Annotated in this window: 18 protein-coding genes and 4 pseudogenes; 15 read left to right on the top strand and 7 right to left on the bottom strand. The window is 61.2% G+C overall.

Translation table 11 applies throughout. The annotated features are described in order from the left end of the window. The first annotated feature begins 4 nt into the window (after positions 1-4). From FQ755_RS18750 to FQ755_RS18715, 8 genes are all read left to right on the top strand, one after another. A complete protein-coding gene (locus tag FQ755_RS18750; RefSeq protein ID WP_144156319.1) occupies positions 5-403 on the top strand; it encodes a hypothetical protein in 399 nt (132 codons plus the stop codon). Then, a complete protein-coding gene (locus FQ755_RS18745; RefSeq protein ID WP_144156318.1) occupies positions 307-2,451 on the top strand; it encodes a type IV secretory system conjugative DNA transfer family protein in 2,145 nt (714 codons plus the stop codon). The genes FQ755_RS18750 and FQ755_RS18745 overlap by 97 nt, the downstream gene beginning before the upstream one ends. Continuing rightward, complete coding sequence (locus FQ755_RS18740; RefSeq protein ID WP_260858699.1) at positions 2,448-4,382, top strand: PriCT-2 domain-containing protein; 1,935 nt, start codon at positions 2,448-2,450, stop codon at positions 4,380-4,382. Before FQ755_RS18745 ends, FQ755_RS18740 begins: the two co-directional genes overlap by 4 nt. A 42-nt stretch (positions 4,383-4,424) precedes the next feature. Continuing rightward, positions 4,425-6,182: an LPD7 domain-containing protein gene (locus FQ755_RS18735; RefSeq protein ID WP_144156317.1), complete on the top strand. Its 1,758-nt coding sequence runs from the start codon at positions 4,425-4,427 to the stop codon at positions 6,180-6,182. Between the two features lie 2 nt (positions 6,183-6,184). Further along, positions 6,185-6,772 carry a plasmid mobilization protein gene (locus FQ755_RS18730; RefSeq protein ID WP_144156316.1) on the top strand — a complete coding sequence of 196 codons (588 nt, stop codon included), beginning with the start codon at positions 6,185-6,187 and terminating at the stop codon, positions 6,770-6,772. 2 nt (positions 6,773-6,774) lie between these two features. Then, positions 6,775-7,839 (top strand): relaxase/mobilization nuclease domain-containing protein, encoded by a 1,065-nt coding sequence (locus tag FQ755_RS18725; protein ID WP_144156315.1) that lies wholly within the window; start codon positions 6,775-6,777, stop codon positions 7,837-7,839. Between the two features lie 22 nt (positions 7,840-7,861). Continuing rightward, positions 7,862-8,674, top strand: coding sequence for a DNA adenine methylase (locus tag FQ755_RS18720; protein ID WP_144156314.1), 813 nt, complete (start codon positions 7,862-7,864; stop codon positions 8,672-8,674). A gap of 232 nt (positions 8,675-8,906) precedes the next feature. Then, positions 8,907-9,155: a hypothetical protein gene (locus tag FQ755_RS18715; protein WP_144156313.1), complete on the top strand. Its 249-nt coding sequence runs from the start codon at positions 8,907-8,909 to the stop codon at positions 9,153-9,155. 54 nt (positions 9,156-9,209) lie between these two features. On the opposite strand, the gene FQ755_RS18710 is transcribed toward FQ755_RS18715, so the two are convergent. Genes FQ755_RS18710 through FQ755_RS18700 form a run of 3 tightly spaced genes read right to left on the bottom strand, consistent with a single transcriptional unit; the run spans position 9,210 to position 10,744 of the window. After that, the gene (locus FQ755_RS18710) at positions 9,210-10,085 is read right to left on the bottom strand and encodes a hypothetical protein (protein ID WP_144156312.1); all 876 of its coding nucleotides are present in this window, start codon (positions 10,083-10,085) and stop codon (positions 9,210-9,212) included. Between the two features lie 9 nt (positions 10,086-10,094). Beyond that, positions 10,095-10,421, bottom strand: coding sequence for a hypothetical protein (locus tag FQ755_RS18705; RefSeq protein ID WP_186308622.1), 327 nt, complete (start codon positions 10,419-10,421; stop codon positions 10,095-10,097). A gap of 38 nt (positions 10,422-10,459) precedes the next feature. Beyond that, positions 10,460-10,744 (bottom strand): H-NS family nucleoid-associated regulatory protein, encoded by a 285-nt coding sequence (locus FQ755_RS18700; RefSeq protein WP_144156311.1) that lies wholly within the window; start codon positions 10,742-10,744, stop codon positions 10,460-10,462. A 522-nt stretch (positions 10,745-11,266) separates the two neighbouring features. On the opposite strand from FQ755_RS18700, the pseudogene FQ755_RS18695 reads away from it, so the two are divergent. Then, a pseudogene (locus FQ755_RS18695) lies at positions 11,267-11,464 on the top strand (type II toxin-antitoxin system VapB family antitoxin). Between the two features lie 50 nt (positions 11,465-11,514). Next, positions 11,515-11,829 (top strand): annotated as a pseudogene (locus tag FQ755_RS38745) (VapC toxin family PIN domain ribonuclease); the annotation flags it as partial. A 221-nt stretch (positions 11,830-12,050) separates the two neighbouring features. On the opposite strand, the gene FQ755_RS18685 reads toward FQ755_RS38745, so the two are convergent. Beyond that, positions 12,051-12,557, bottom strand: coding sequence for a pathogenicity island protein (locus tag FQ755_RS18685; protein WP_260858697.1), 507 nt, complete (start codon positions 12,555-12,557; stop codon positions 12,051-12,053). Between the two features lie 170 nt (positions 12,558-12,727). Between FQ755_RS18685 and FQ755_RS18680 the strand changes: the two genes are divergently transcribed. From FQ755_RS18680 to FQ755_RS18665, 5 genes and pseudogenes are all read left to right on the top strand, one after another. After that, positions 12,728-13,132: a hypothetical protein gene (locus FQ755_RS18680; RefSeq protein ID WP_144156310.1), complete on the top strand. Its 405-nt coding sequence runs from the start codon at positions 12,728-12,730 to the stop codon at positions 13,130-13,132. A gap of 437 nt (positions 13,133-13,569) precedes the next feature. Then, positions 13,570-14,946, top strand: a complete 1,377-nt coding sequence (locus tag FQ755_RS18675) for an IS4 family transposase (RefSeq protein ID WP_144156309.1) — start codon at positions 13,570-13,572, stop codon at positions 14,944-14,946. A 97-nt stretch (positions 14,947-15,043) separates the two neighbouring features. Next, a pseudogene (locus FQ755_RS38220) lies at positions 15,044-15,148 on the top strand (IS66 family insertion sequence element accessory protein TnpB); the annotation flags it as partial. Positions 15,149-15,208: 60 nt separating this feature from the next. After that, positions 15,209-15,554 (top strand): annotated as a pseudogene (locus FQ755_RS37480) (transposase); the annotation flags it as partial. Positions 15,555-15,790: 236 nt separating this feature from the next. Beyond that, entirely contained in the window at positions 15,791-17,221 is a 1,431-nt protein-coding gene (locus tag FQ755_RS18665; protein WP_144156308.1) for an ATP-binding protein, read from the top strand. A gap of 184 nt (positions 17,222-17,405) precedes the next feature. Here the strand turns inward: FQ755_RS18665 and FQ755_RS18660 are convergent, their stop codons facing one another. The 3 genes from FQ755_RS18660 to FQ755_RS18650 form a co-directional block, all read right to left on the bottom strand. Next, complete coding sequence (locus tag FQ755_RS18660; protein ID WP_144156307.1) at positions 17,406-18,440, bottom strand: hypothetical protein; 1,035 nt, start codon at positions 18,438-18,440, stop codon at positions 17,406-17,408. A gap of 26 nt (positions 18,441-18,466) precedes the next feature. Beyond that, a complete protein-coding gene (locus FQ755_RS18655) occupies positions 18,467-19,711 on the bottom strand; it encodes a thioredoxin family protein (RefSeq protein WP_144156306.1) in 1,245 nt (414 codons plus the stop codon). Between the two features lie 94 nt (positions 19,712-19,805). Beyond that, complete coding sequence (locus FQ755_RS18650; protein ID WP_144156305.1) at positions 19,806-20,129, bottom strand: thioredoxin family protein; 324 nt, start codon at positions 20,127-20,129, stop codon at positions 19,806-19,808. Between the last annotated feature and the right edge of the window lie 22 nt (positions 20,130-20,151).

Below are 20,151 nucleotides of genomic sequence, written 5' to 3'. Positions count from 1 at the left end.
ACATATGAATGCATCCATTTTATACCGCGGGGTACTGCTCGTGCGGCATGCATGGCGTCATCTGTATCCGGCGCTGGTGACGGTCGCAGTGGTTGCCGCGCTGGGGTGCGCAACGGTGGGGGCATTCTGGCTTGCGTCGTTCCTGCTCGTGGCGAGCCAGCATCACAATCCGCTGCACGCGGGTCTGTGGGGCTGGTGGGATGCGATGTCGGCGTGGCACGACGGCAGGCTGCCTAAGGCGGGGCGGAAGGTGGTCGGTGCCGCGGTGCTGGGTTGCCTGATGGCTTTCGGTGGGCCTCTCTTTGCATGGTGGGCGATCCGCAACGGAAGCGGGCGGCGCGAGTTGCACGGCAGCGCGCAGTTCGCGACCGAAGCGGACATCCGCCGCGCGGGGCTGCTGTGAATGCGACAGTGAAAGCGACGGTGAACACGGCACGCGTAACTACGGGCAAAGCCGCCGGCGCCGCACCCGGACAGCTGCCCGCGATCGTCGTCGGGCTTTGGCGGGGCCGCTATCTTCGCTTTACCGGGCAGCAGTTCGTGCTGCTGGCGGCACCCGCGCGCTCGGGCAAGGGCGTCGGCATTGTGGTGCCGAATCTGTTGAGTTACCCCGACTCGGCGGTGGTGCTGGACATCAAGCAGGAGAACTTTCGGATCACGGCAGGCTTTCGTGCGGCACACGGGCAGCAGGTTTTTCTGTTCAACCCGTTCGCGGAGGATTTCCGCACTCATCGCTACAACCCGTTGTCCGCGATCTCCGATGGCGTGTTCCGGGTGGGCGACATCCTCGCCATCGGCTATGCCCTGTATCCGGCGGGTGGTCACGATGATTTCTGGAAGGACCAGGCACGCAACCTCTTTCTCGGGTTGGTGCTGCTGCTGTGCGAACTGCGGGATGTGCATGACTCGGTGCGTGAGTCCGTCCGTGAATCGATAGGTGACTCGGTACGTGATGGGGCAGGGGAGAGCGGGCAACCGGCGAGACGGAAAGGGACGACACCGGATGTGCCCGACTATCCGGTGACAATGGGCGAAGTGCTGCGCCAGTCGTCGGGCAACGGCATGCCGCTCAGGCGGTATCTGCAGATGACCCTGCGGCAGTTCGACCAGCACCTGTCCGGCGCCTGCGTCGACGCGCTGAATCGCTTCCTCTCGAATGACGACAAGGTGCTCGCGAGCATTCTGGCGACATTCAATGCGCCGCTGACGATCTGGGCCAACCCGATCGTCGATGCGGCGACGAGCGCCAACGATTTTGATCTGCGCCAGGTGCGCATGAAGCGCATGACGGTGTATATCGGCATCACGCCGGATCACCTGCCTGAGGCGGCGTTGCTCGTCAACCTCCTGTTCTCGCAACTCGTCAACCTGAACACGAAGCAACTGCCGCAGGATAACGCCGAGCTTCGCTATCAGTGCCTGTTGCTGATGGACGAGTTCACGGCGATTGGCAAGGTGGACATCATCGCGAAAGCGGTGTCGTACATGGCGGGCTATAACCTGCGCCTGCTGCCGATCATCCAGTCTGTGTCGCAACTTGAGTCGGTGTACGGGCGCGCCGACGCACGCACCTTCGTGACCAATCACGCGATGCAGATCCTGTACGCGCCGCGCGAGCAGAAGGATGCGAACGAGTATTCGGAGATGCTGGGCACCTTCACGGAAAAATCGCGCAGCGTGAGCCGCCCGAGCGGCTGGTTCGGTGGTCGCGGAGGGAGCGAAAGCGTTTCGGACCAGCGTCGGGCGTTGCTGCTGCCCCAGGAGTTGAAGGAGATCGGGCAGACGAAGGAAATCATCCTTATGGAAAACACCCGGCCGATCCTGGCCGAGAAGATCTGCTACTGGAAAGACCCGGTGTTCATCGAAAGACTGCGGCCGGCGCCGGCGATCCCCGTGCTCGACGTGGCACTTTTCCGGGCGAGGCTGGAGCGGCGCGTGCGTGCGCTGGGTATCGAAGACGTCGATACCGCAACGCAGCGTCTCACGGGCACGCCGGCTGATTACCTTGAAGTGCTGGCGGCGTGGGATGAGCGCGATCTGCCGGCCGACATGGCGGACATCAGCGAGCAGGCAGCAAGCGTGTACGTAAATCGCCATCTTGCGTTCATCGGTGTGCCGCAGCCGGCCATCGCTGAGGCCGAGCGTGCACTGTCGCTGGCCGAACTGGAGGGCGGTGAACTTCAGGCCGAGCCGACACTGGCGCCCGCGGCTGCGGCGGCCGTGGTGGACGGGCTGTTCTCCCAGGTTGGAGGCGATAGGGTTGACACCGGTGACGGTTCCACACCGGCGGGCGAACAGGGCAAGACGTCGCGCAAGCGTGGTCCACGCAAGAGCGCGGGTGCGGCCGGCCGAAGGCAACCGGACCAGCAACCGGACCAGCAGCCCGATCAGCCGAAGCGCACGAAGGGCAAGCGCGCTGCCGGGACGGGCAATGACGGAGTGCGGCCATGAACACGCCCATGAACACGCCATTCGCAACCGAGGCCGACCGTGTGCGGGCCGCGCTGTCGGTCATTCCCGCCGAGGACTACGAGACGTGGGTCGACATGGCCTTCGCGGTGAAAAGCGGCCTGGGCGAGGCGGGTTTCGATCTGTGGGACACGTGGAGCCGTACCGCCGCCAACTATGACGAGCGCAGCGCTCGCACCACCTGGAAGTCGGTACGTGAGGAAGGCGGCAAGACACTTGCGTCGCTCTTCTGGCTCGCGCGCCAGTACGGATTCGATCCGGCAGCGTGGAGAAGCGGGCGGCCCGCGCCGGTGAGTCCAGCCCATCGTGAGCACGAAGCGGCGGCACTGGAGGAGCGCCGGCGTCGCGCGCAAGCCGATCTCGACGCGCGTCATCGGGCGGCAGGGACGCTGGCACGGAGGCTATGGGAAGAGGCCTGGGGCGCGGAGGCGGACCATCCGTATCTGGTGCGCAAGGGTCTACCCGCGGCCACGACATTGCGCGAACTGGATGCGCCCGATCTGCAGCGTCTTGCCGGTTACACACCTCATAGTGAGGGCGATGTGCTAACGGGGCGGGTTCTGCTGGTGCCCGTATATATCGATGACGCAATCTCGACCGTGGAATTTATCGACGAAGCGGGTCGCAAGTCGACGCTGGCAGGCGGTGCTAAAGCGGACGGTTACTGGGCGACGGGTGTCTTGCCGCCTTCTCACGACGAGCCGGGACCGATCGTGGTCGCGGAAGGTATGGCGACCGCGCTTTCCGTCCACCTTGCCACCGGATGGTTCGCGCTCGCGGCGCTTTCCGCCGGAAACCTGCCGAAGGTCGCACAGGTCTGGCGCGATCGGTACCCTGATGCGGAAATTGTGATCCTCGGCGACCGGGGACGCGGAGAGGAATTCGCACAGCGTGCTGCGCACGACATCAATGGGCGTCTGGCCATTCCGGTGTTTGCATCCGAAGCGCGTCTGAACGAGGAGCTGCCGACCGACTTTAACGATCTGGCGGTGCTGGCCGGCCCCGAAGCGGTCAGGGGTGCGCTGACTCATGTCCTGGACGGGCCGGTTGCGAAGATGTCCCCGCGAGTCACAGCGGATGCGGAACAGGACGGTGTGTCCAACCGGCGGGATGCCGGGGACATAGGAATTGACGGCGTGGGGAGCGACGACGGCGAGGCGGGATTCGCCGTTATATCTGGGAGTCCGGAGGAGGACCGCATCATGGGAAAGGTAAAAGCAGCAATGGAAGGATCGAGACCGCAGGATGTGCGTGATGCGGTGCAAGGAAGTGATCAGGATAACGAACGGAATGCGGAGCTGGCAGTTGCCGGAACCCAGGCGGCTGCGTCGGCATCGCGTCGTCAGGTTGGTGAGCCGCTTTATATGCTCGCTGACGTGCCGGACGAGATCAAGGCATTGGGGAAACACCGGTTCGGTGCGGACATCCGGATGGGCACGCCACGGGAGAACGGTGGACCGTACCGCGGCGAGGTCTTCGATACCGATGGGTACCTGATCCAGGAGGTTGCGCTGCGCAGCGTGGTGTTTCACTCGAAGGAGAGAGCCGACTTTGTGTCCGAGCGTCTGAAGTGGGCTGCGGACCATCAGCGTCTGAACGGCATGGATATCCAGATCGGGTATGACGGCGACGTACCGAAAGTGTACCCGTGGGACCGGGCGCGGGACCATCTCGACCGGGCCGTCGCATCGCTGAAGAAATCGGCAAAGGAGCTGGGGCTGGGCGACGAGGTCGTGCAGACGCTCGACCGTCTGCAGACACAGTCCTGGTCGCGGGTGAAGGACGCGCGCCGGGCTGTGCTCTCTCGTGCGAAGGAGCGCAGTGATCCCCGCAATGAACCCCGCAATGAACCCCGCAGTGAACCCACTGGTCAGGGCCGCGCGGACCGGTCTGATGACGGCCCGCAGCGTTGACGGCCTGCGCATCGCAGGCACTTGCACCGACGAGGTATCGTGATGGCAGACAACCTTTCTTCCGCAGACGCCGAGGCACCTGAGTCTGAGCCCGCGCACGGCGCGCCGCCACCGGATGTGATTCCGGCCAATGTGATCGAGCGCGATGATGACGCGTCTGATCCGGGATCCGCGGCCCCGGAGCGCGAGGATGATCCTGTGGCCGAAGGGCTGGACCCTGCAACGCTCGAAGCGCTCGCCGCGCGCCGCCGGCGTGATGCTGATGCGGCGCGTGCGCATCTGGGAACGGATGCGCGAGGCTGGGACCAGCAGTCGGGACCACCATCAGCTTCGCAGGCCGCCCCACCGCAGGCGGGGGACACCCGGCGTCCGGGCGGCCCACCCGATCAGGACGCTGCCGCGCGTGCTGCCGGGGTACTGGACGATCCTCCCGAACTCGTGAAGAAGCGATATCTGCGTGCGGGCCATCAGTATTTCCTGAAGGACGAGCCGCATCACCTGGCGTTTGAAGACTGGGGCATGCGACTGGTCACGGGGCACAACCGGGCGGACATCGTCGAGTCGATGGTGGAGATGACGGCTGCGAAGGGCTGGCACCGTATCCGCGTGTCGGGCCACGAGGAATTCCGGCGTGAGGTGTGGCTTCAGGCGTCGCTGCGCGGCATTGAGGTTCGCGGTTATGAGCCGAAGGCGGTCGACCGGGCGCGTCTGGACGAACTGCGCAGGTCCTGGATGCACAACCGGATCGAGCCTGAGCCGCAGCCTCAAACAGCGAGTCAGCCACGTGGCGCGCAGACCGACAGCCGCTACCCGCGTGAGCCCGCTCCGGATGCGCCGGGTCCCATGCCTGTGCCGACCGGGTCGCCTCGCGGGCCATCTCGAGGGGCGCGACAGGAGCGCAGGCCTTCTGTGCAGCCGCCGGCGCCGATGCCGGCACCGCAGGATCCGCTGGACGCGGTGCGGCCGGTCAGCCGTGAGGGGCGGGATGCGGTCGATGCGGAGCGGCAGGCGCGGGAAACCGTGCGCGTCGGCCAGTTGCTGGATCACGGTCCGGCGCCGTATCAGAACGATCGTGAAAACAGCGACTCATATTACGCGGTGGTCCTCAACCGGACAGGCAAGGAGCGCATCGTATGGGGCGTGGATCTCGAGCGGGCGATCGAAGAGAGCAACGCCAACATTGGCGATACGGTGTCGCTGGAGAATCTTGGCAAGCGCTGGGTCACCGTGGAAATTCCGGTGCGGGATGCCGCAGGCAAGGTGGTCGATGTCGAGGAAAAGGAGGTTTATCGCAACACGTGGCGGGTCGATGTGCTCGAACGTACGACGACGAGGGACGCACCCAGGGACGCACCGCAGGGCGCACAACCGGTACCGGATCGCGAGGCCGATATTGGCGACGCGGGCGACGATGCGCCCGATGTGACGCGGGTTGCCGCTGGCCGGATGCGTGATGGCACAGTCCAGCGCAGGGGCAAGGAGGGTGACAGGGCGGGTGGCCCGCCGGTGCCCGAAGGCAGCGACCCACCAGCCGTCGACAGGGCGCTGCAGCTTGCGGTGATCATGGCGGCAATGCGGGAGCAGGGCTTCAGCGAGAAGTCGGTCGCCAAGGTCCAGGCCCGGGCCGGCCGCGTGCTGGATACCCTGGCGTCGCAGGGCGTCACGGTGCCCGCGCCTCGCGCCTTCGATCCCAAGGCGCCGTCAGAACGTGCGCGCACGGTGCGCAAGGCGGAACCGCAGCGCACGCGGGACAGGGAGCGCGCGCCGGCTGCCTCCGATCGCTCCATGCCGGGGCTGTGACGATGGACGCGAATCCGAATGTGGGCGCTTCCCGGGCTTTGGTCCGGCGACCACGCGCGCGCGTCTCGATCGAGCTGGGGGCGTTAAAGCCGCGATGGGATGACTATTGCCGATCCACCGGGATCGCATCCGCGGGGCGTCTTCGACAACTGATATTGGACGCGCTCGGGCAACTCGCAGTCACCGACCAGTCTGCAAGAGTCGCGCTGCCCGTCGATGACAGTGGTCCGCGCCTGCGGGTGGAAGTCCGTCTGAGCGCGGCGGAGTTCGATGCCGTGGAGAAAGTTTCGCAGCAGGCCGGCATGTCAGTGAACCGCTGGATCGTGGCGGCGATCCGGGCGCAGATCACCGGAGAGCCCCAGTTCGGCGATCGTGAACTGACGGTGCTGGCGGACTCCAACCACCAACTGGCGGCGCTTGGCCGCAACCTGAACCAGATAGCACGCGCCCTGAATATGGCACCGGACAGATCCGCAGGTCAGAGGCTGGGCACGTTGGACGCGCTGGATGCGCTGAGAGCGGACGTGGACCGCCATCTCGACCGCGTGGGTGGACTCATCCGCGCGAATGTCGCACGGTGGAGTCGCTGATCATGCCGTTTCCCAAACGCTTTATCGACGGCGTGCTGCTGAACTGGGGCGACCGCCTCTTCTACGAGCCGCTGCGCCGGCGTCGTGCACCACGCATGGGTGGTGCGAAGTTATCTGCGGGTGCGCAGGACGCCGCGCGGTTGCGCGCGGAACTGGCACGCACGGTTCGCCGTGTGCCCGAGGTGATGGTCAAGATCACCAATAAGGCCAGTGGCAGTAACGGGATCGGGGCCATTCGGCGCCATCTGGACTATATCTCGCGCAACGGCAAGGTCGAGCTGGAAGACCAGGACGGCCAGTCGATTTCTGGTGCCGGTGCGCTGGGCGATCTGGTCGAGGAATGGCGCCGGGGCGGCTGGGGTATTCCCGCTGAAAGCCGGCGCCGCGAAACCTTCAATATCCTGCTGTCAATGCCGCCTGGAACGGACCGCCAGGCGGTGCGCGACGCGGCACGTGAGTTCGCGCGTATCGAATTCGGCGACAACCATGCCTATGTGTTCGCGGCCCATAACGACGAGGCGCATCCGCATGTGCATCTGAGCGTGCAGGCGAGGGGCGGCGATGGCCGGCGACTGAATCCGCGCAAGGCGGATCTGCAAGGGTGGCGCGAGACCTTCGCTGCGCAGTTGCGCAAACACGGCGTGGACGCGAATGCGACACCGCGGCGCACGCGCGGCGTGACACACCGCTATCCGAAGCAGGCGGTGGTGCACATGCGTGCACGTGGTGTGGTGCCGGAATATGACCAGCGTGCCGTCGAACGCGATGACGCCGATCGAACGGCCATGCTCGGCGCGCACGAAGGGGCACTCGTCGCATGGCGGGAAATCGGACAGGCACTGGCAGGGTCTTCGAGTGCGCAGGATCGTCGCCTCGCGATTGATGTGGCGGACTTCGTGAGAAGGATGGCAATCGTGCGTGAAGCATCCGTGCCGCTGCCAGAGGAAGCTCGCGGGCGGCCACCGAAGCGCAGCGATCCACGGCATGACCCCGGTGCGGACAGGGCAGATGCGCCGCGCCCCGTCGAGCCGGACCCAGGTCGGGTTGAGTCCGATCCGCAGCGTTGAACCCCTGCAGGAGGATGAGCTTATGGCACAACCGATTTTTCCGTGGATCGGCGGCAAGCGCCGTCTCGCGCCGATCCTGTTGTCGCGCTTCCCGGAGCACAGCTGCTACGTTGAGGTATTCGCGGGAGCCGCCGCGTTGTTCTTTCTGCGCGAGCCCGCCAAGGTGGAAGTCCTGAATGACCTGGACGGTGACGTAATCAACCTTTATCGTGTGGTTCAGCATCACCTGGAAGAGTTTGTGAGGCAGTTTCGCTGGGCGCTCAGCAGCCGGCAGGTTTTCGGATGGCTCAGCGACACGCCGACCCATACGTTGACCGATATCCAGCGCGCGGCGCGTTTTTACTACCTGCAGACGAACGGCTTTGGCGGTCGCGTGAAGAGCCGCACGTTCGGCACGAGGACCACCAGTCCACCGAGCCTTAACCTGCTGAGGCTCGAAGAAACGCTGTCGGCCGCGCACCTGCGGCTCTCGGGCGCTTATGTCGAAAACCTCGACTGGCAGACCTGCGTGGCTAAGTACGATCGGGCCCATACTTTCATGTATCTTGACCCTCCTTTCTGGGAAACCGGGGGCTACAGTCGGCCCTTTGCTTTCGAGGAATATGGCCAGATGGCCGAGATTCTGAAACGGCTCAAGGGACGTGCCATCGTGAGCCTGAATGACCACCCGGAGATGAGGCGGCTTTTTACGGACTTCCCGCAGGAAACGGTCGACGTCAGATATACGGCAGGCGGGCGGGGCAGCAGTGTGCGTCGCACGGAACTCATCATCTACAGCTGGGATCGACGCCAGGACCCGCAACGCATCTCCCAAAAACCTATGGGAACAGGTTGAATTTTTCGCCGTGACCGCAGCGTCCAGCGCCGCATGAACGGGAACCGGTAGCCGGCAAGATGACAAGGCAAGTTGCAGGGCGGGCGGCGCGCATTTTCGTGCGGGCCGCCCGCCGGGTAAAATGGCCGTCCTCGTGACGGAGTGAAATACCTATGAATTTGCACAGTCTCGATTTGCCCTGTCTCGTTTCGTTCGTGGCCGGCGGCATTGTTGTCGTCAGGGTGGTTCTCGCATGAATGCGCGCGATCCGGTGTTCGGCGAACGAGATCTCCCGGCAGGCGTGCGTACCCGTACGAGCGCGTTCGTGGGTTCACGCATCAGCCATCAGGGCATTGAGCTTGATGTGGTGGAAATCGGACCGTTTCCACTCGCGGTCGGTGAGGCGCCGGCCCGCTTCCGGGCTCGTCTGGCCGGCAGAGGCGCGCTTGCAGCTGGGTCGTTGATCGACACCCGTTGGGGCGTTTGCGAAGTCGTGGTGTGACCCGCACAGAAGGATGTGGTAGCGTGCCGTCGATCGCGGCGTCTATCGAGGTCTCTATCGGGTCTTCATGTACGTCGCATAGAGCGGGGGGCTGAGATCGCGCAGCACCTTGCGTCGCTCGACCAGTTCGTGATGACGGCCCTGGCGTTCGAGGTTCAGCAGATCGAGGATGAGGTGCATTGCCCGCTCAGGCGGGAGTTGTCGAGATGGCTGCGCTTGTGCAAGCCATCGCGCGAGGCCGGTCTTTTCCACGAGTGCCCAGGCCGGAAACCAGCAGAGATCGGACGTGTCGCCGTTGCCGTCGAAAGTGGCATTGAACCGCGCGAGAAGCGCGTCGAGTGATGGGTCAGCAAGGGACCTTGCCAGCGAGTCAAGGCGCTCCGGTGACAGCCATGCGAGTTCGGCCATCATGGGCCACGCGGCTTCCATGCCACTGAGCCGGTAGGTGGCCTCGCTCATCCAGGCGAGCGGCGCGGGGATGCGCCTCCACGATTCAATACGCCCGACCGCATCGATCGCCGAAGCCCAGTCTCCGGCTCGAAGCCAGAAGGGCGCGGCATGGCAGTCGCCGTGCTCAGGCCGGAAGGAAAGCGAAGCTGCACGGCATGCCATCTCCTTCCAGCGCCTCGCAAGCCATGCACTCGCCTCGCGTTGTCCGAGCAGTTCAACGGCGGCGGGCTCAAGCCGGGAGAGCAACTGGTCGCGCGCGGCAACTGCGGCATCGTGATCCGCAAATGATGCGGTGGCTTTTTCTTCGAGCGCGCACAGCATCGTTCGCAGCGAGGCAATACTGCGGTCATCCGGATACTCCGCAACGAGCGCAAGCAGCAACCGCCCGGCAGCGGCTGTCTCGTCGTGCTGCAGCGCGCCGATGACATCGTTACGCAGCATCACGTCCCGGCTGTTATCGAAGATATCCAGTTGGTCCATGACAGTGCCTCAGAATAGCTGCTCTCCACACGGTTCAAGGCTTGTCCATTTGACAGGGCTCTTGTGCAGGCGCCCCGTGTCGTCGATGGATTCGATGATAACGCGTTGCCCGCGTGCTTCCGCGACGACACGGACAATCCGGTCCTGATAGCGCATCAGCGACCGGATTGGTGGGCAGACTGGGTTGGTGCGCCGTTTGGCAGGTTTGCGCCGACGCGAGGCGGTGATGCGGGGCGAGATCGTCAGGCCGTCAGACGGCGGCAGCGTTTTCGTCCGCACCTGAGCCGATGTCAATGAGCGCTCGCGAGACTCCGCGCCGACAAGGTCCTGGCTCACGTCGCGATCAGGAACCGGTCGCGCTTCTTGCCCTTGATCTAGGATGGCTCGCGACCTCGGCCGCTCCAGGTCTTGCCGGTTTTTGGGTCCCGATACACGGGCGGCAGAGGTGTGCCATTCCTGGCGGTTGGGGAGGACGCGCCATTGGATGCCCGGTTGGATGTGGCCCGTTTGCGGCCGAATACCTGCTCAGGCGTCAGTCCATATTCCTTCACCCGTGCCCGAACCTCGTCAAGCACGGTCTGCAGTTCTGACAGGCGGGCCTGTTCCGCTTTTGCCGCAAATTCTTCGGCCTGGGCCTTGAGCTCCAGATAAGTCGCCATCAATCACTCCGCTTCATGTCAGGCAGAAAGGATTCATGCTGAATGCCTTGCGGTTTTGTTTGATACTGCAAATGAACTGCCTGTCTTCATTTGTTTTGATGCCGCTATCAACAGGGCGATTGTATCAATCTGGCCGCTCTCAGGCCAATTGCGGCCAAGTCTTCAGGCGGTGTGGCGCCGATACGGAATTTGGCGCTTGCCGCTCCGACGGGAGAGATCAGCCGGACTGCATTTAACTTGTCACAATACGCGGCCAACAAGCCCTTTCCGTCGGCGAGCGCAGTGACCTAGAACATCCCGGCACCACGGACGGGCGCCTGGCGCACGGATGAGGGGTTGCCGGCGGCCCCGAATTTCCGAGGAATCGATATCAGGTCTCTGTTCGTGCGCTATTTCCGCAATCCCTGTGTGCAACCGCCTCGGAATATTGTGACGAAGCACGCGTATTCCGAGACGACTTCAGTCACTTTTTCGGGCATCAAATGGTGCGATAACCAATGGTCACGGTTACGTGAGTTCCCCATGCGGACGACTATTTCGCTTGATGACGACTTGATCGCCAAGGCTTAAGCCTATACGGGTATCGAGGAAAAATCGGCACTCGTGCGCGAAGCTTTAAGGGCCTTGATCCAGCGTGAAGCCGCGAAGCGGCTCGCGAACCTCGGCGGTAGCCAGCCGGGCATCAAGGGGGCACCTCGCCGCCGGCAGGGCGTTGAATGATTCTCGTAGATACGTCGGTCTGGATTGACCATCTCAATGTTTCCTAACCTATGCTGATGGCCCTGCTCGCCGAGGAGCGCATGTTGGCTCATCCGTTCGTGATAGGAGAGATTTTGCTCGGTAGTTTGCGTGGCCGTGATTTTGTGTTTGGCGCGCTGCTCGATCTGCCGCGCTCATCAGTTGCAACGCCGGAAGAGGCGTTCTGTCTGATCGAGCGCGAAGGGTTGTCCAATCGTGTGATCTGATACGTGGACACGTCACTGCCAGTGTCGGCGCGCCTGCAACCTGGCATCACCATCTGGACTCGCGACACACGCTTGAAGAAGGTTGCGGATGAACTCCATCTCGGCGCAATGCTCGCGCACCAGGTAACGGAAAATCTCCATGACAGGCATCGAAAAAGACGGCTTCTTGTCGCCGGAGATGCAGGACTTTCGAGCTTACCTCCGAACGCAGATTAAGGCGCTCGCGAGCGAATGTGAGGACGTGTTGCGACGCGCGCACGGTACGCAGCCTTCCGAACCCGGCACCCAAAAGCACGCCTGTCCGACACCTCTCTTTTCGAGCCGACGATGTGGATGGGATGCTACAGCTTGCCCGCAGCCCTCAGCGCGTTTTCGAGCGACTTAAGAGGAATGACCATCGGGATGGGAAAGCCTTCTGGTATGCCGGTCAACCGTTCGGCCCCTCTGTCTTCATACCACTTTGCGGCGCGCTCAGTTTTGGCGTCGATGAACAGCGCAACGCTGCCGACTTCGCCGGCACCTTGATGCATCGCAGGGCCGCTGCGGCAGCAACTGTGTGCAAAGCCTGCGCCATGCTGATATCGGTCCGTTGCGAGGCGGCCGAGGCGAAACCCCGGCACTGCGGGGCGCGGCAGGCCCCTGCGGGCGCTGTCCGGTGTCTGTTCATAATTGGCCGACGTCGGCGCAAGCGAGTAATAGCCGAGCACACGGCCGCCCAGGTCGCCGATTGCGAGAAAGCGAGGTGCTCGGGTTGACGGGCCGTGAACCGGATCCTGTGGCGTAGTGTTCGGGCCTCGGTTGTCGAGCTGGCGGTCGATTACTCCTGGGTACAGAACGGTGCCCGCCACGCCACGCTGCGGGAGGATTTCACCCTCAGATCCGGTTGATCGGCATTCAGTGCGATGCCATTTTCGCGTCAGATACGGAAAGCCGTTTTGCGTGACGAGACAGCTATGGACATCCGGCGCGTGTGTACTAATATGAGTGAAGCGTTCCCTGCAGTAGAGAGAGGCATGCGATGCATCCCGTGCTTGAAAGAACTTTCGGTGGTCTGTCGCGCGAGTATTACGTGCGGCAATTTCTGTTTGGACTGGTCATCCCGGCGGTGATAGCGCGCGTGTTTATCGAGCACCCTACACGTCTTCCGTTCTGGATGATCTGCCTGCTGGTCGTGAATTCGCTGCTGTATCCGTATGCGCGTTTTGCCTTTGAGTGTGCGGCAGGTTTTCTGTTCGGACGCATGGTCGTGGCAGTACCGCTGCTGGTGATGCTCGTCGTGAAGGCGGGCATCATGGCGCTGTGCTGGGGAGATGCGATTTTCATCGCACCCGTCACGCTCGCCTGCCTATATTTTCTGCACAGCCGCGGCGACCCGGCGCGCTGGCAGACCCGCTATGGTAGTAACGCGAAAGGCCGGGCGTGAGCGGGGGCGTACCCGCGGCTGCTTTCGCACAAGCCGCCTGACGGCCGGTGGGCAGATGAAGTAGGTTGATCATGAGACTCCCGCAGGCTAGGCAATGACTGGCTAACAGAACCTGCCTTATTTCGCGCCATCACCCCCGATCAAAGGTTTCAGTAGCGTACGTCGCAAGGTCCAGCAGACAGAACAGCGGTGCAACGACGGCGTTATCGTTGTGGTGGGGACTTTGTCAATACGTCGGATTCACGTGCCAACGGTAACGTGCTGCAGGTTGATACGCGTTGCACGAGAACCCTCTAGACCAAATGGCACTTACTTAAGCCAGCCTGGAGGAGAAGACGGGGGTAAGTACTTGAAGAGAAACGGAGGAGGCTGATCCAGGGATTGATAGGATGGTTGTTACCAGGCAAACACCCGTCTCATTCCAAGGACCGGCCCCCATGGATCGTAATGCACGAAGTCATCAGAGGCAAACACGAGGCGGCGTTCAAAGCCGGGCACGCAGGGCCCAGGCGGTTGACTACTTCAACATACTGACGAGCCCTGGGCTGCTGGACATAACGGAAGCGCATTTGCCAGAACATCGGGAACGGCTGTATCCGCCGACGGTGACACTGTCGATGTTCATGCGCCAGGCGCTGGAAGAGGACGCCTCCTGTCAGAAGGCGGTCAACGGGTGGGCCGCGCAGCGAGCTGCCGACGGGCTGCGACCCATGAGTGTGGGTACGGGAGGCTACTGCCGCGCTCGCCAGAGACTGCCGCTGACGATGGTGCGGGAGTTGACGCGCGAGACAGGACGTCAACTGCACCAGCAGGCCAGAGCGACCTGGAAGTGGCGCGGGCGCCCGGTCAAGCTGGTTGACGGTACAGGGATCTCGATGCCCGATACGCCGTCGAACCAGGCCCGCTTCCCGCAGTCCAGTTCTCAGGCCGAAGGAGTGGGATTTCCGTTAGCCTGTCTGGTCGCGGTGATCTGTCTGGCAAGCGGCGCGGTGCTGGAGGCGGGTATCGGAACGTACGCGGGCAAAGGCGGCGGGGAGCTGACGGCGTTTCGCATGCTGCAAGACACGTTTCGCAAAGGTGATGTGATCGTCGCCGATGCCTTGTACTGCCACTACTTTCTGATGGCCTCAATGATCGCCGCCGGAGTAGATGTCGTGATGGAACAGCATGGGGCGCGCCGCACCGACTTTCGGCGAGGCAAGTCCCTGGGCACGCGCGATCACATTGTGACGTGGCCCAAACCCCGGCAGTGCCCCGCCTGGATGACGCGTGATCAGTACCAGGCCTTCCCCGATGAACTGATGGTGCGCGAATGCAGACTGCATCACCGGGTGCTGGTCACCACGATGCTTGATGCACGCAAGACCAGCAAACAGGACCTCTCGCAGTTGTATGCCAGGCGTTGGAACGTGGAACTGGATCTACGTAACATCAAGACGACGATGGGCATGGATGTGCTGCATTGCCAAACTGCCCACATGAACGAGAAGGAGATCTGGGTCCATCTGCTGGCCTACAACGTGATTCGGCTGCTAATGGCCCAGGCTGCCAGCCACTACGCCACCGATCCGCGAACACTGAGTTTCAAGCACGCCGTGCAGCTATGGACTGAATGGCTGGCCAGGGGGCTGACGGCAACTCACGGCCAGAGTCTCCTGTTCAGGCTGATCGCGCAGTCTCGCGTTGGGAATCGCCCCGGTCGTATCGAACCACGAATGCGAAAACGAAGACCGAAGTCTTATCCATGGCTGAAAGAGCCTCGTCACATCGCACGCGAGCGCGTCCGAAAATATGGGCACGCTCCTCGGGCTTAAGTAAGTGCCATTCCCTCTAGACCGATAACGCCAAAGTGGACACAGTAGGCCCCACCAACGATGGTGGAGACTACTGTCACCCGAGATAGCGACAGCAATGAGACGAACGCGTAAAGGTACCCCCAACTACCCCATCGAGTTTCGGCGAGAGCTCGCAAAGCAGGCATGTGAACCGGGCGTCTCGGTAGCCCGACTGGCTCTGGAACACGGGCTCAATACGAATCTGTTGTTCAAGTGGCATCGAGCTGTCAACGAAGCGCATGCGCAGGCGTTGCTGCATGGTGAAGAAACGGCTGTGTACGCGGATGCCGAATATCAGGGTATCGAAAAGCGTTGTGAGGCTGACGCGGTTCGTTGGCATGTTGCAATGCGACCGGCAAAGCGCAGGAGACTGGATCCGGGTGATTCGTTGGACGCGATATTCGATCAGATCGAGCGCCTGAAGGCGGGTATTCGGGCCACGGTCGAACACCCGCTTCGCATCCTCAAGAGGCAGTTCGGCTACCCGAAGACCCGATATGGAGGTTTGATGAACAACACCGCCCAGATTACGACGCTGTTTGCTTGGCCATTTATGGATGGCTCGTAGAGCTTTGCGCAAAACTTGAAACACCGGACCGAAGAAGTCCATATATCTGGTTGGCGCGCTCCGGGGACGCGGATAAACCCTGACGATCAACTCGCCAACAAAGATCTGAACGCCAACGCCGCGCTCGATACGAAGCGTAACGCTTCAAAGCGGGTTGTGCAGACCGTCCTTTAACTCTCCGAAAATATTTTAGAAAAAAATTTCCTTCGATTGTCGGTACACTTTTATCCATTCGCTAACAATAATGGGGCAGCTATGGGTAAGCAAGGCACAGATGCCTTTGTGGCTGAGAGCACCGCTATACAGACGCACGCGTGGCAAAGTCTACGGGATCACTTTGACGGTATCCCGGCTGGCGAACTGTCATCGTCGATACGTACCTACCCGGACTATATGCGCCCGGACATTCAGGCCGCGTTGAGTGCATGTGTCGTTGATTTTCAGAGCCAACCGCTCGGAATCAATCAGTTAGAAGGCTTTAGGCCAACTCCGACAAGGATCTCAGGACTTTTTGTCCAGCCGGCCGGTATGGCAGTTCCCGACTTCGCGCTGACACCCCTAGGATATGACTCGATCGATGTCGGCGAGGACGAATCTGTGACAGTGTTCGGCAACACGCTTTGGCTAATTAAGAACGAACAGGGTTTGCGAGCGGCAATATACTTCTCACGGCATCGGCCAATACAAGGCTCTCCGACGGCGTCGATTGAAATCGCATTTAGGCCTTCGCCAGACACCGCCGTGTTCGTGGATCAGACCTTTTCCGCCGTAGCGGATGCGATCGCGAACACGCGATACTACCGCAACAAGATTCTGTCTTTCGAAGACAAAGAGCAGTTTGCCGGCGAAGCGAGGGGTATCACAGTTCACCGGCTGGAAAAGGTCAGGCGTGAGGACGTGATCCTTTCCAAAGCGACGATGGACTCGCTTGACCTCCACGTGTTCGAGTTCGCGAAAACGCGGGCCGCTCTTGCAACTCTTGGTCAGTCGCTGCAAAAGGGCATTCTGCTTTACGGGCCGCCTGGCACAGGCAAGACACATACCATCCGTTATCTCGCGTCGAACCTTGAGAATCACACGACATTTCTGATTACCGCAAATCAGGTCGGCAAGCTTCGCGAATATATCGAGATGGCAAGACTGCTGCAACCGGCCACGATAGTTATTGAGGACGTCGATCTCATCGGCCGCGACCGCACGCAAATGCGCGAGGCCAAAGAAGAGGCGCTGCTCAATCGCCTACTGAACGAAATGGACGGCCTAAATCCTTCATCGCAGATTTTCTTCATCCTAACAACGAACCGGCCAGCAGACATTGAAGAGGCAATCTCCAATCGCCCTGGTCGCATCGATCAGGCGATCGAAGTGCCGCCTCCTGATGCGGAGTGTCGCATCCGGTTGCTCAAGCTATATGGCAAAGCGCTCGAAATACCCAGCGATGTTGCCGAAGCGGCGGTGGCGCAAACCGAGGGCGTGAGCGCCGCATTCATGAAAGAGCTCGTGCGTCGTCTGGCCCAACAGAGCATCATGCGCGGCGACGCCGGCTACCCCTCGATGCCAGATCTTCAGAAAGTTGTCGATGAAATTGTTAGTCATGACCAAACGATCGGACGGACTCTGCTCGGCGGCATGGCTCGGGAGCATAGTAATGAAGTACAACGTGGCTCTACCGGCAGTAGATGCTGAAGTGGGGAGGTGGCCTCAATCGTTCGGACAGTCTTCTGAGATTTTTAAGTGGAACGTCCAGGGCAGTCATGCTGCCAATTTGATCGCAGGCAGCGTCGCGAAGTATGCCTCATCCGGCGTGCGGTCTTCTAGACTCGAATGAGGTCTACTTCGCGCGGGTTCGATGTGGAGCATGAGTCCATTGCTACGCATTCGCATACACGCCGCGTGTCATACCTATAAACCGGGCGGCGATGTGTCCGACCATTTTGGCCCGTAGCGCAAAGACCTGACTATGATGAAGATTCATCTTCGCATAGAGCGCTTTGACCTCTGGACGCGCGCGCTCCCCAGCAAGCGATTCGGAATGTGCATCCCTGAGCTTCTCAATATGCTCTTTAAGAGCGATTTCCTCGGCGGTATAGACGAGACCGGGTGCTTGCATCTGTGCGTGCAGTTGAGCGATGGGCATGACAATTTCCTCTCCGATCACATTCGAATCCGCGCAATCCGTTGCGGAGTTTTCAGCGATTTGCGTGATCAGCCGATCAATTTCTCCAAACTCGGACGATGACTGTGCGCGATCCGCGAATTCCATCAGTACTCTCCGGACGCTTTTCCACTCTTCGCGGGTTGGAGAATTGCGCTGAATCGCTCGCAGATGCAGTGCCGCAACGTGCTCGACTGCCAGACGCAATTCCGGGTTCACCGCCAGGCCGTCCATACCAATGCCCGGATCACTGAGTAACCAGTGAACGAGGCGCGCCGGTACGAGATAGAGATTGTCGCCCGGATCAATGGCGCTTATCCACTCGACGCCGAAGCGCTCGGCGCTCTCTTCAGCATCGATAGGCACACCATTTTGGACAAAGACCTGCTGCTGATGCATCTTTTCTTCATGGATGAAGCAGTAGAGCTGGAGAACGGATTCCGGTACGCCAAGTGTCGACGCGCCATATTCGACGTCGCTTGGCTTGCCGAACAGGCAATACAACAACGCTGTGTCCGGATCGGGAAGATGAAATTGTGGATGCAGTATCCCGAATTGCTTGGGATCGTTGCCCGCCTGGATATGCGCCCTCATTGCATCGATATATCGTTTTCGTTTATCCGCGCGACGCTGGGTGGCGAGTGGGAGCTCCCGTTCAAGATTGTCGATGTAGCGTTGCCTGGACGCGTCACCGGTCTCGACGTCAGTGGCAGGAAACGCGCTATAGATTTTCGGGGATGAGAGGTGCATGGGAATGGAAATGTCGGATTGACCGATTAGGAGTTGGCGAGGCGCTCGAGCAGGTATTGCGCATGAGAGGTTCGCGCCTGATGCCCGGCTTTTTCGATGGCCTCCATTCGTAATTGCCGTTGCTTTTCCAATGTCGGACAGATCGAATAAGCTTTGGCCCACGCATCGTCGATGAATTGCTGCTTCTTCCGTTCGTACTCGGTATGCGCTTGCGGCTCCTCTGGACGGGGCCCAAGGGCCTGCATGAACGGCGCCATCGAACGATTCGTCCGATCGAAAATCTCAGCCTCTTCTGCGGTCCACCATGTGGATGCGATCTGCTGCACAGGAAGCGAGACAGCTACCCGGATTAGCAAGAAAAACGCGGTGGCAGGAATGCTCGCGGCCGGCATCGCGAGCGCAGCGATGGCGGCCAGAATGAGTGCGTCTTGTTTGCCGGTTGCAGGGCCTTTTTCTTCGATGCGTGCCTGCAAAGCCTCCCATTGAGCGGGCGGGACAGTGCCTGACAGCGCATCGTGTCGATGTAGATTGAGCAGATCGGCCAGCAACGGCGCCGCTTCGCTTTCAGCGGGAACCTGGCCCATCACATCGTTGAGTATCCAGAGCAGGTAGTCGCGAGGGGCCGAGCTCAGGTTCACCCCGACCGGTATGGAACGGAGAAAATCTGCGGTGAATTGACGGCCACCCGGGTCCGCGGCAAGCATCTCGTAAAAGTAATTGTAGAGGGCATCGATCACGGGCGGCAGGCCAAGCACGTCGGGGTCGCCACTGTCAGATGTCTGGCCGATGGCGATCGTCGAAGGCAGGTCGTCGCTACCATGTTTCTGCGATGAACCGCCAAGGCGTCCCTCGGCGATGGCTTGCTCGATACGGGCAATGCAACGCGCTTTGCGATCCGGATCGTTGCCGAACGTGTTGGTGCCAGGATCCATCTGCGGTTCTGGTCCTGCAAGCAGAGCCTCGAGCAACAGCTTCAGGCCGGAAGCATTACCGCCGGCATGGCGGCCAATTTCTTCGCCGGCACGATAGGCGATCAGTGTCGGCACGCCACGCAGCTTGAAACGATGCATGCTGTCCTTGTTCTGATCGACGTCGTACTTGACGATCCTGAGTTTGCCTTCGTGCTGAATGGCGATGCGCTCCAATATTGGCGCGAGCGCCTTGCACGGCCCACACCACGGTGCCCAGAAATCCAACAGGACGGGCAGTGTCGATCGGAGGACATCGTTGTCGAAGGTCGCGTCGGTTGTATCGATCAGGAGTGTGGTCATGGGTGGTGTTTTTGAGTGATCAATCCAGCATGCGCTGCGTCGGCGTGCGCTGAATCAAGAATCTTTCCGAATTCGAGTGCGACGTGACGTTGAGCTAGAAGCGGCTCTCCAGATAGCGCTCGAGTCGCGCGCGCGTGCGTTCCTCGATGATCTCGATTTCCTGTCCATGTTGGTAAAGGCTCAGGCGCGGGAGACTCCTTAATCCATGCCGTTGGCATAATTCAGGATTTTCGTCCGCATTGATCTTGACCACGAGAACCTTGTCAGCATACTCGGGAATGATCTGTTCGATGACACGGCCGAGCGACAGGCAGGGTGCACACCATGGTGCCCAGAAGTCGAGCAGGACGGGGAGCGTGGCCTGAAGAACGACTGCGTCGAACGTTTCGGTCGTGGCTGTCAGATAGGTTTTTTGCATCGAGTCCTTCCTTCGTTTGCAC

Source organism: Paraburkholderia sp. BCC1885, assembly GCF_900996235.1.
GTDB lineage: Bacteria > Pseudomonadota > Gammaproteobacteria > Burkholderiales > Burkholderiaceae > Paraburkholderia.
This window is presented reverse-complemented; position numbering and strand designations above follow the sequence as displayed.

Coding starts and splice junctions, on each gene's coding strand:
- FQ755_RS18750 (WP_144156319.1), top strand. CDS start 5: ATGAATGCATCCATTTTATACCGCGGGGTACTGCTCGTGCGGCATGCA.
- FQ755_RS18745 (WP_144156318.1), top strand. CDS start 307: ATGGTGGGCGATCCGCAACGGAAGCGGGCGGCGCGAGTTGCACGGCAG.
- FQ755_RS18740 (WP_260858699.1), top strand. CDS start 2,448: ATGAACACGCCCATGAACACGCCATTCGCAACCGAGGCCGACCGTGTG.
- FQ755_RS18735 (WP_144156317.1), top strand. CDS start 4,425: ATGGCAGACAACCTTTCTTCCGCAGACGCCGAGGCACCTGAGTCTGAG.
- FQ755_RS18730 (WP_144156316.1), top strand. CDS start 6,185: ATGGACGCGAATCCGAATGTGGGCGCTTCCCGGGCTTTGGTCCGGCGA.
- FQ755_RS18725 (WP_144156315.1), top strand. CDS start 6,775: ATGCCGTTTCCCAAACGCTTTATCGACGGCGTGCTGCTGAACTGGGGC.
- FQ755_RS18720 (WP_144156314.1), top strand. CDS start 7,862: ATGGCACAACCGATTTTTCCGTGGATCGGCGGCAAGCGCCGTCTCGCG.
- FQ755_RS18715 (WP_144156313.1), top strand. CDS start 8,907: ATGAATGCGCGCGATCCGGTGTTCGGCGAACGAGATCTCCCGGCAGGC.
- FQ755_RS18710 (WP_144156312.1), bottom strand. CDS start 10,085: ATGGACCAACTGGATATCTTCGATAACAGCCGGGACGTGATGCTGCGT.
- FQ755_RS18700 (WP_144156311.1), bottom strand. CDS start 10,744: ATGGCGACTTATCTGGAGCTCAAGGCCCAGGCCGAAGAATTTGCGGCA.
- FQ755_RS18680 (WP_144156310.1), top strand. CDS start 12,728: ATGCATCCCGTGCTTGAAAGAACTTTCGGTGGTCTGTCGCGCGAGTAT.
- FQ755_RS18675 (WP_144156309.1), top strand. CDS start 13,570: ATGGATCGTAATGCACGAAGTCATCAGAGGCAAACACGAGGCGGCGTT.
- FQ755_RS18665 (WP_144156308.1), top strand. CDS start 15,791: ATGGGTAAGCAAGGCACAGATGCCTTTGTGGCTGAGAGCACCGCTATA.
- FQ755_RS18660 (WP_144156307.1), bottom strand. CDS start 18,440: ATGCACCTCTCATCCCCGAAAATCTATAGCGCGTTTCCTGCCACTGAC.
- FQ755_RS18655 (WP_144156306.1), bottom strand. CDS start 19,711: ATGACCACACTCCTGATCGATACAACCGACGCGACCTTCGACAACGAT.
- FQ755_RS18650 (WP_144156305.1), bottom strand. CDS start 20,129: ATGCAAAAAACCTATCTGACAGCCACGACCGAAACGTTCGACGCAGTC.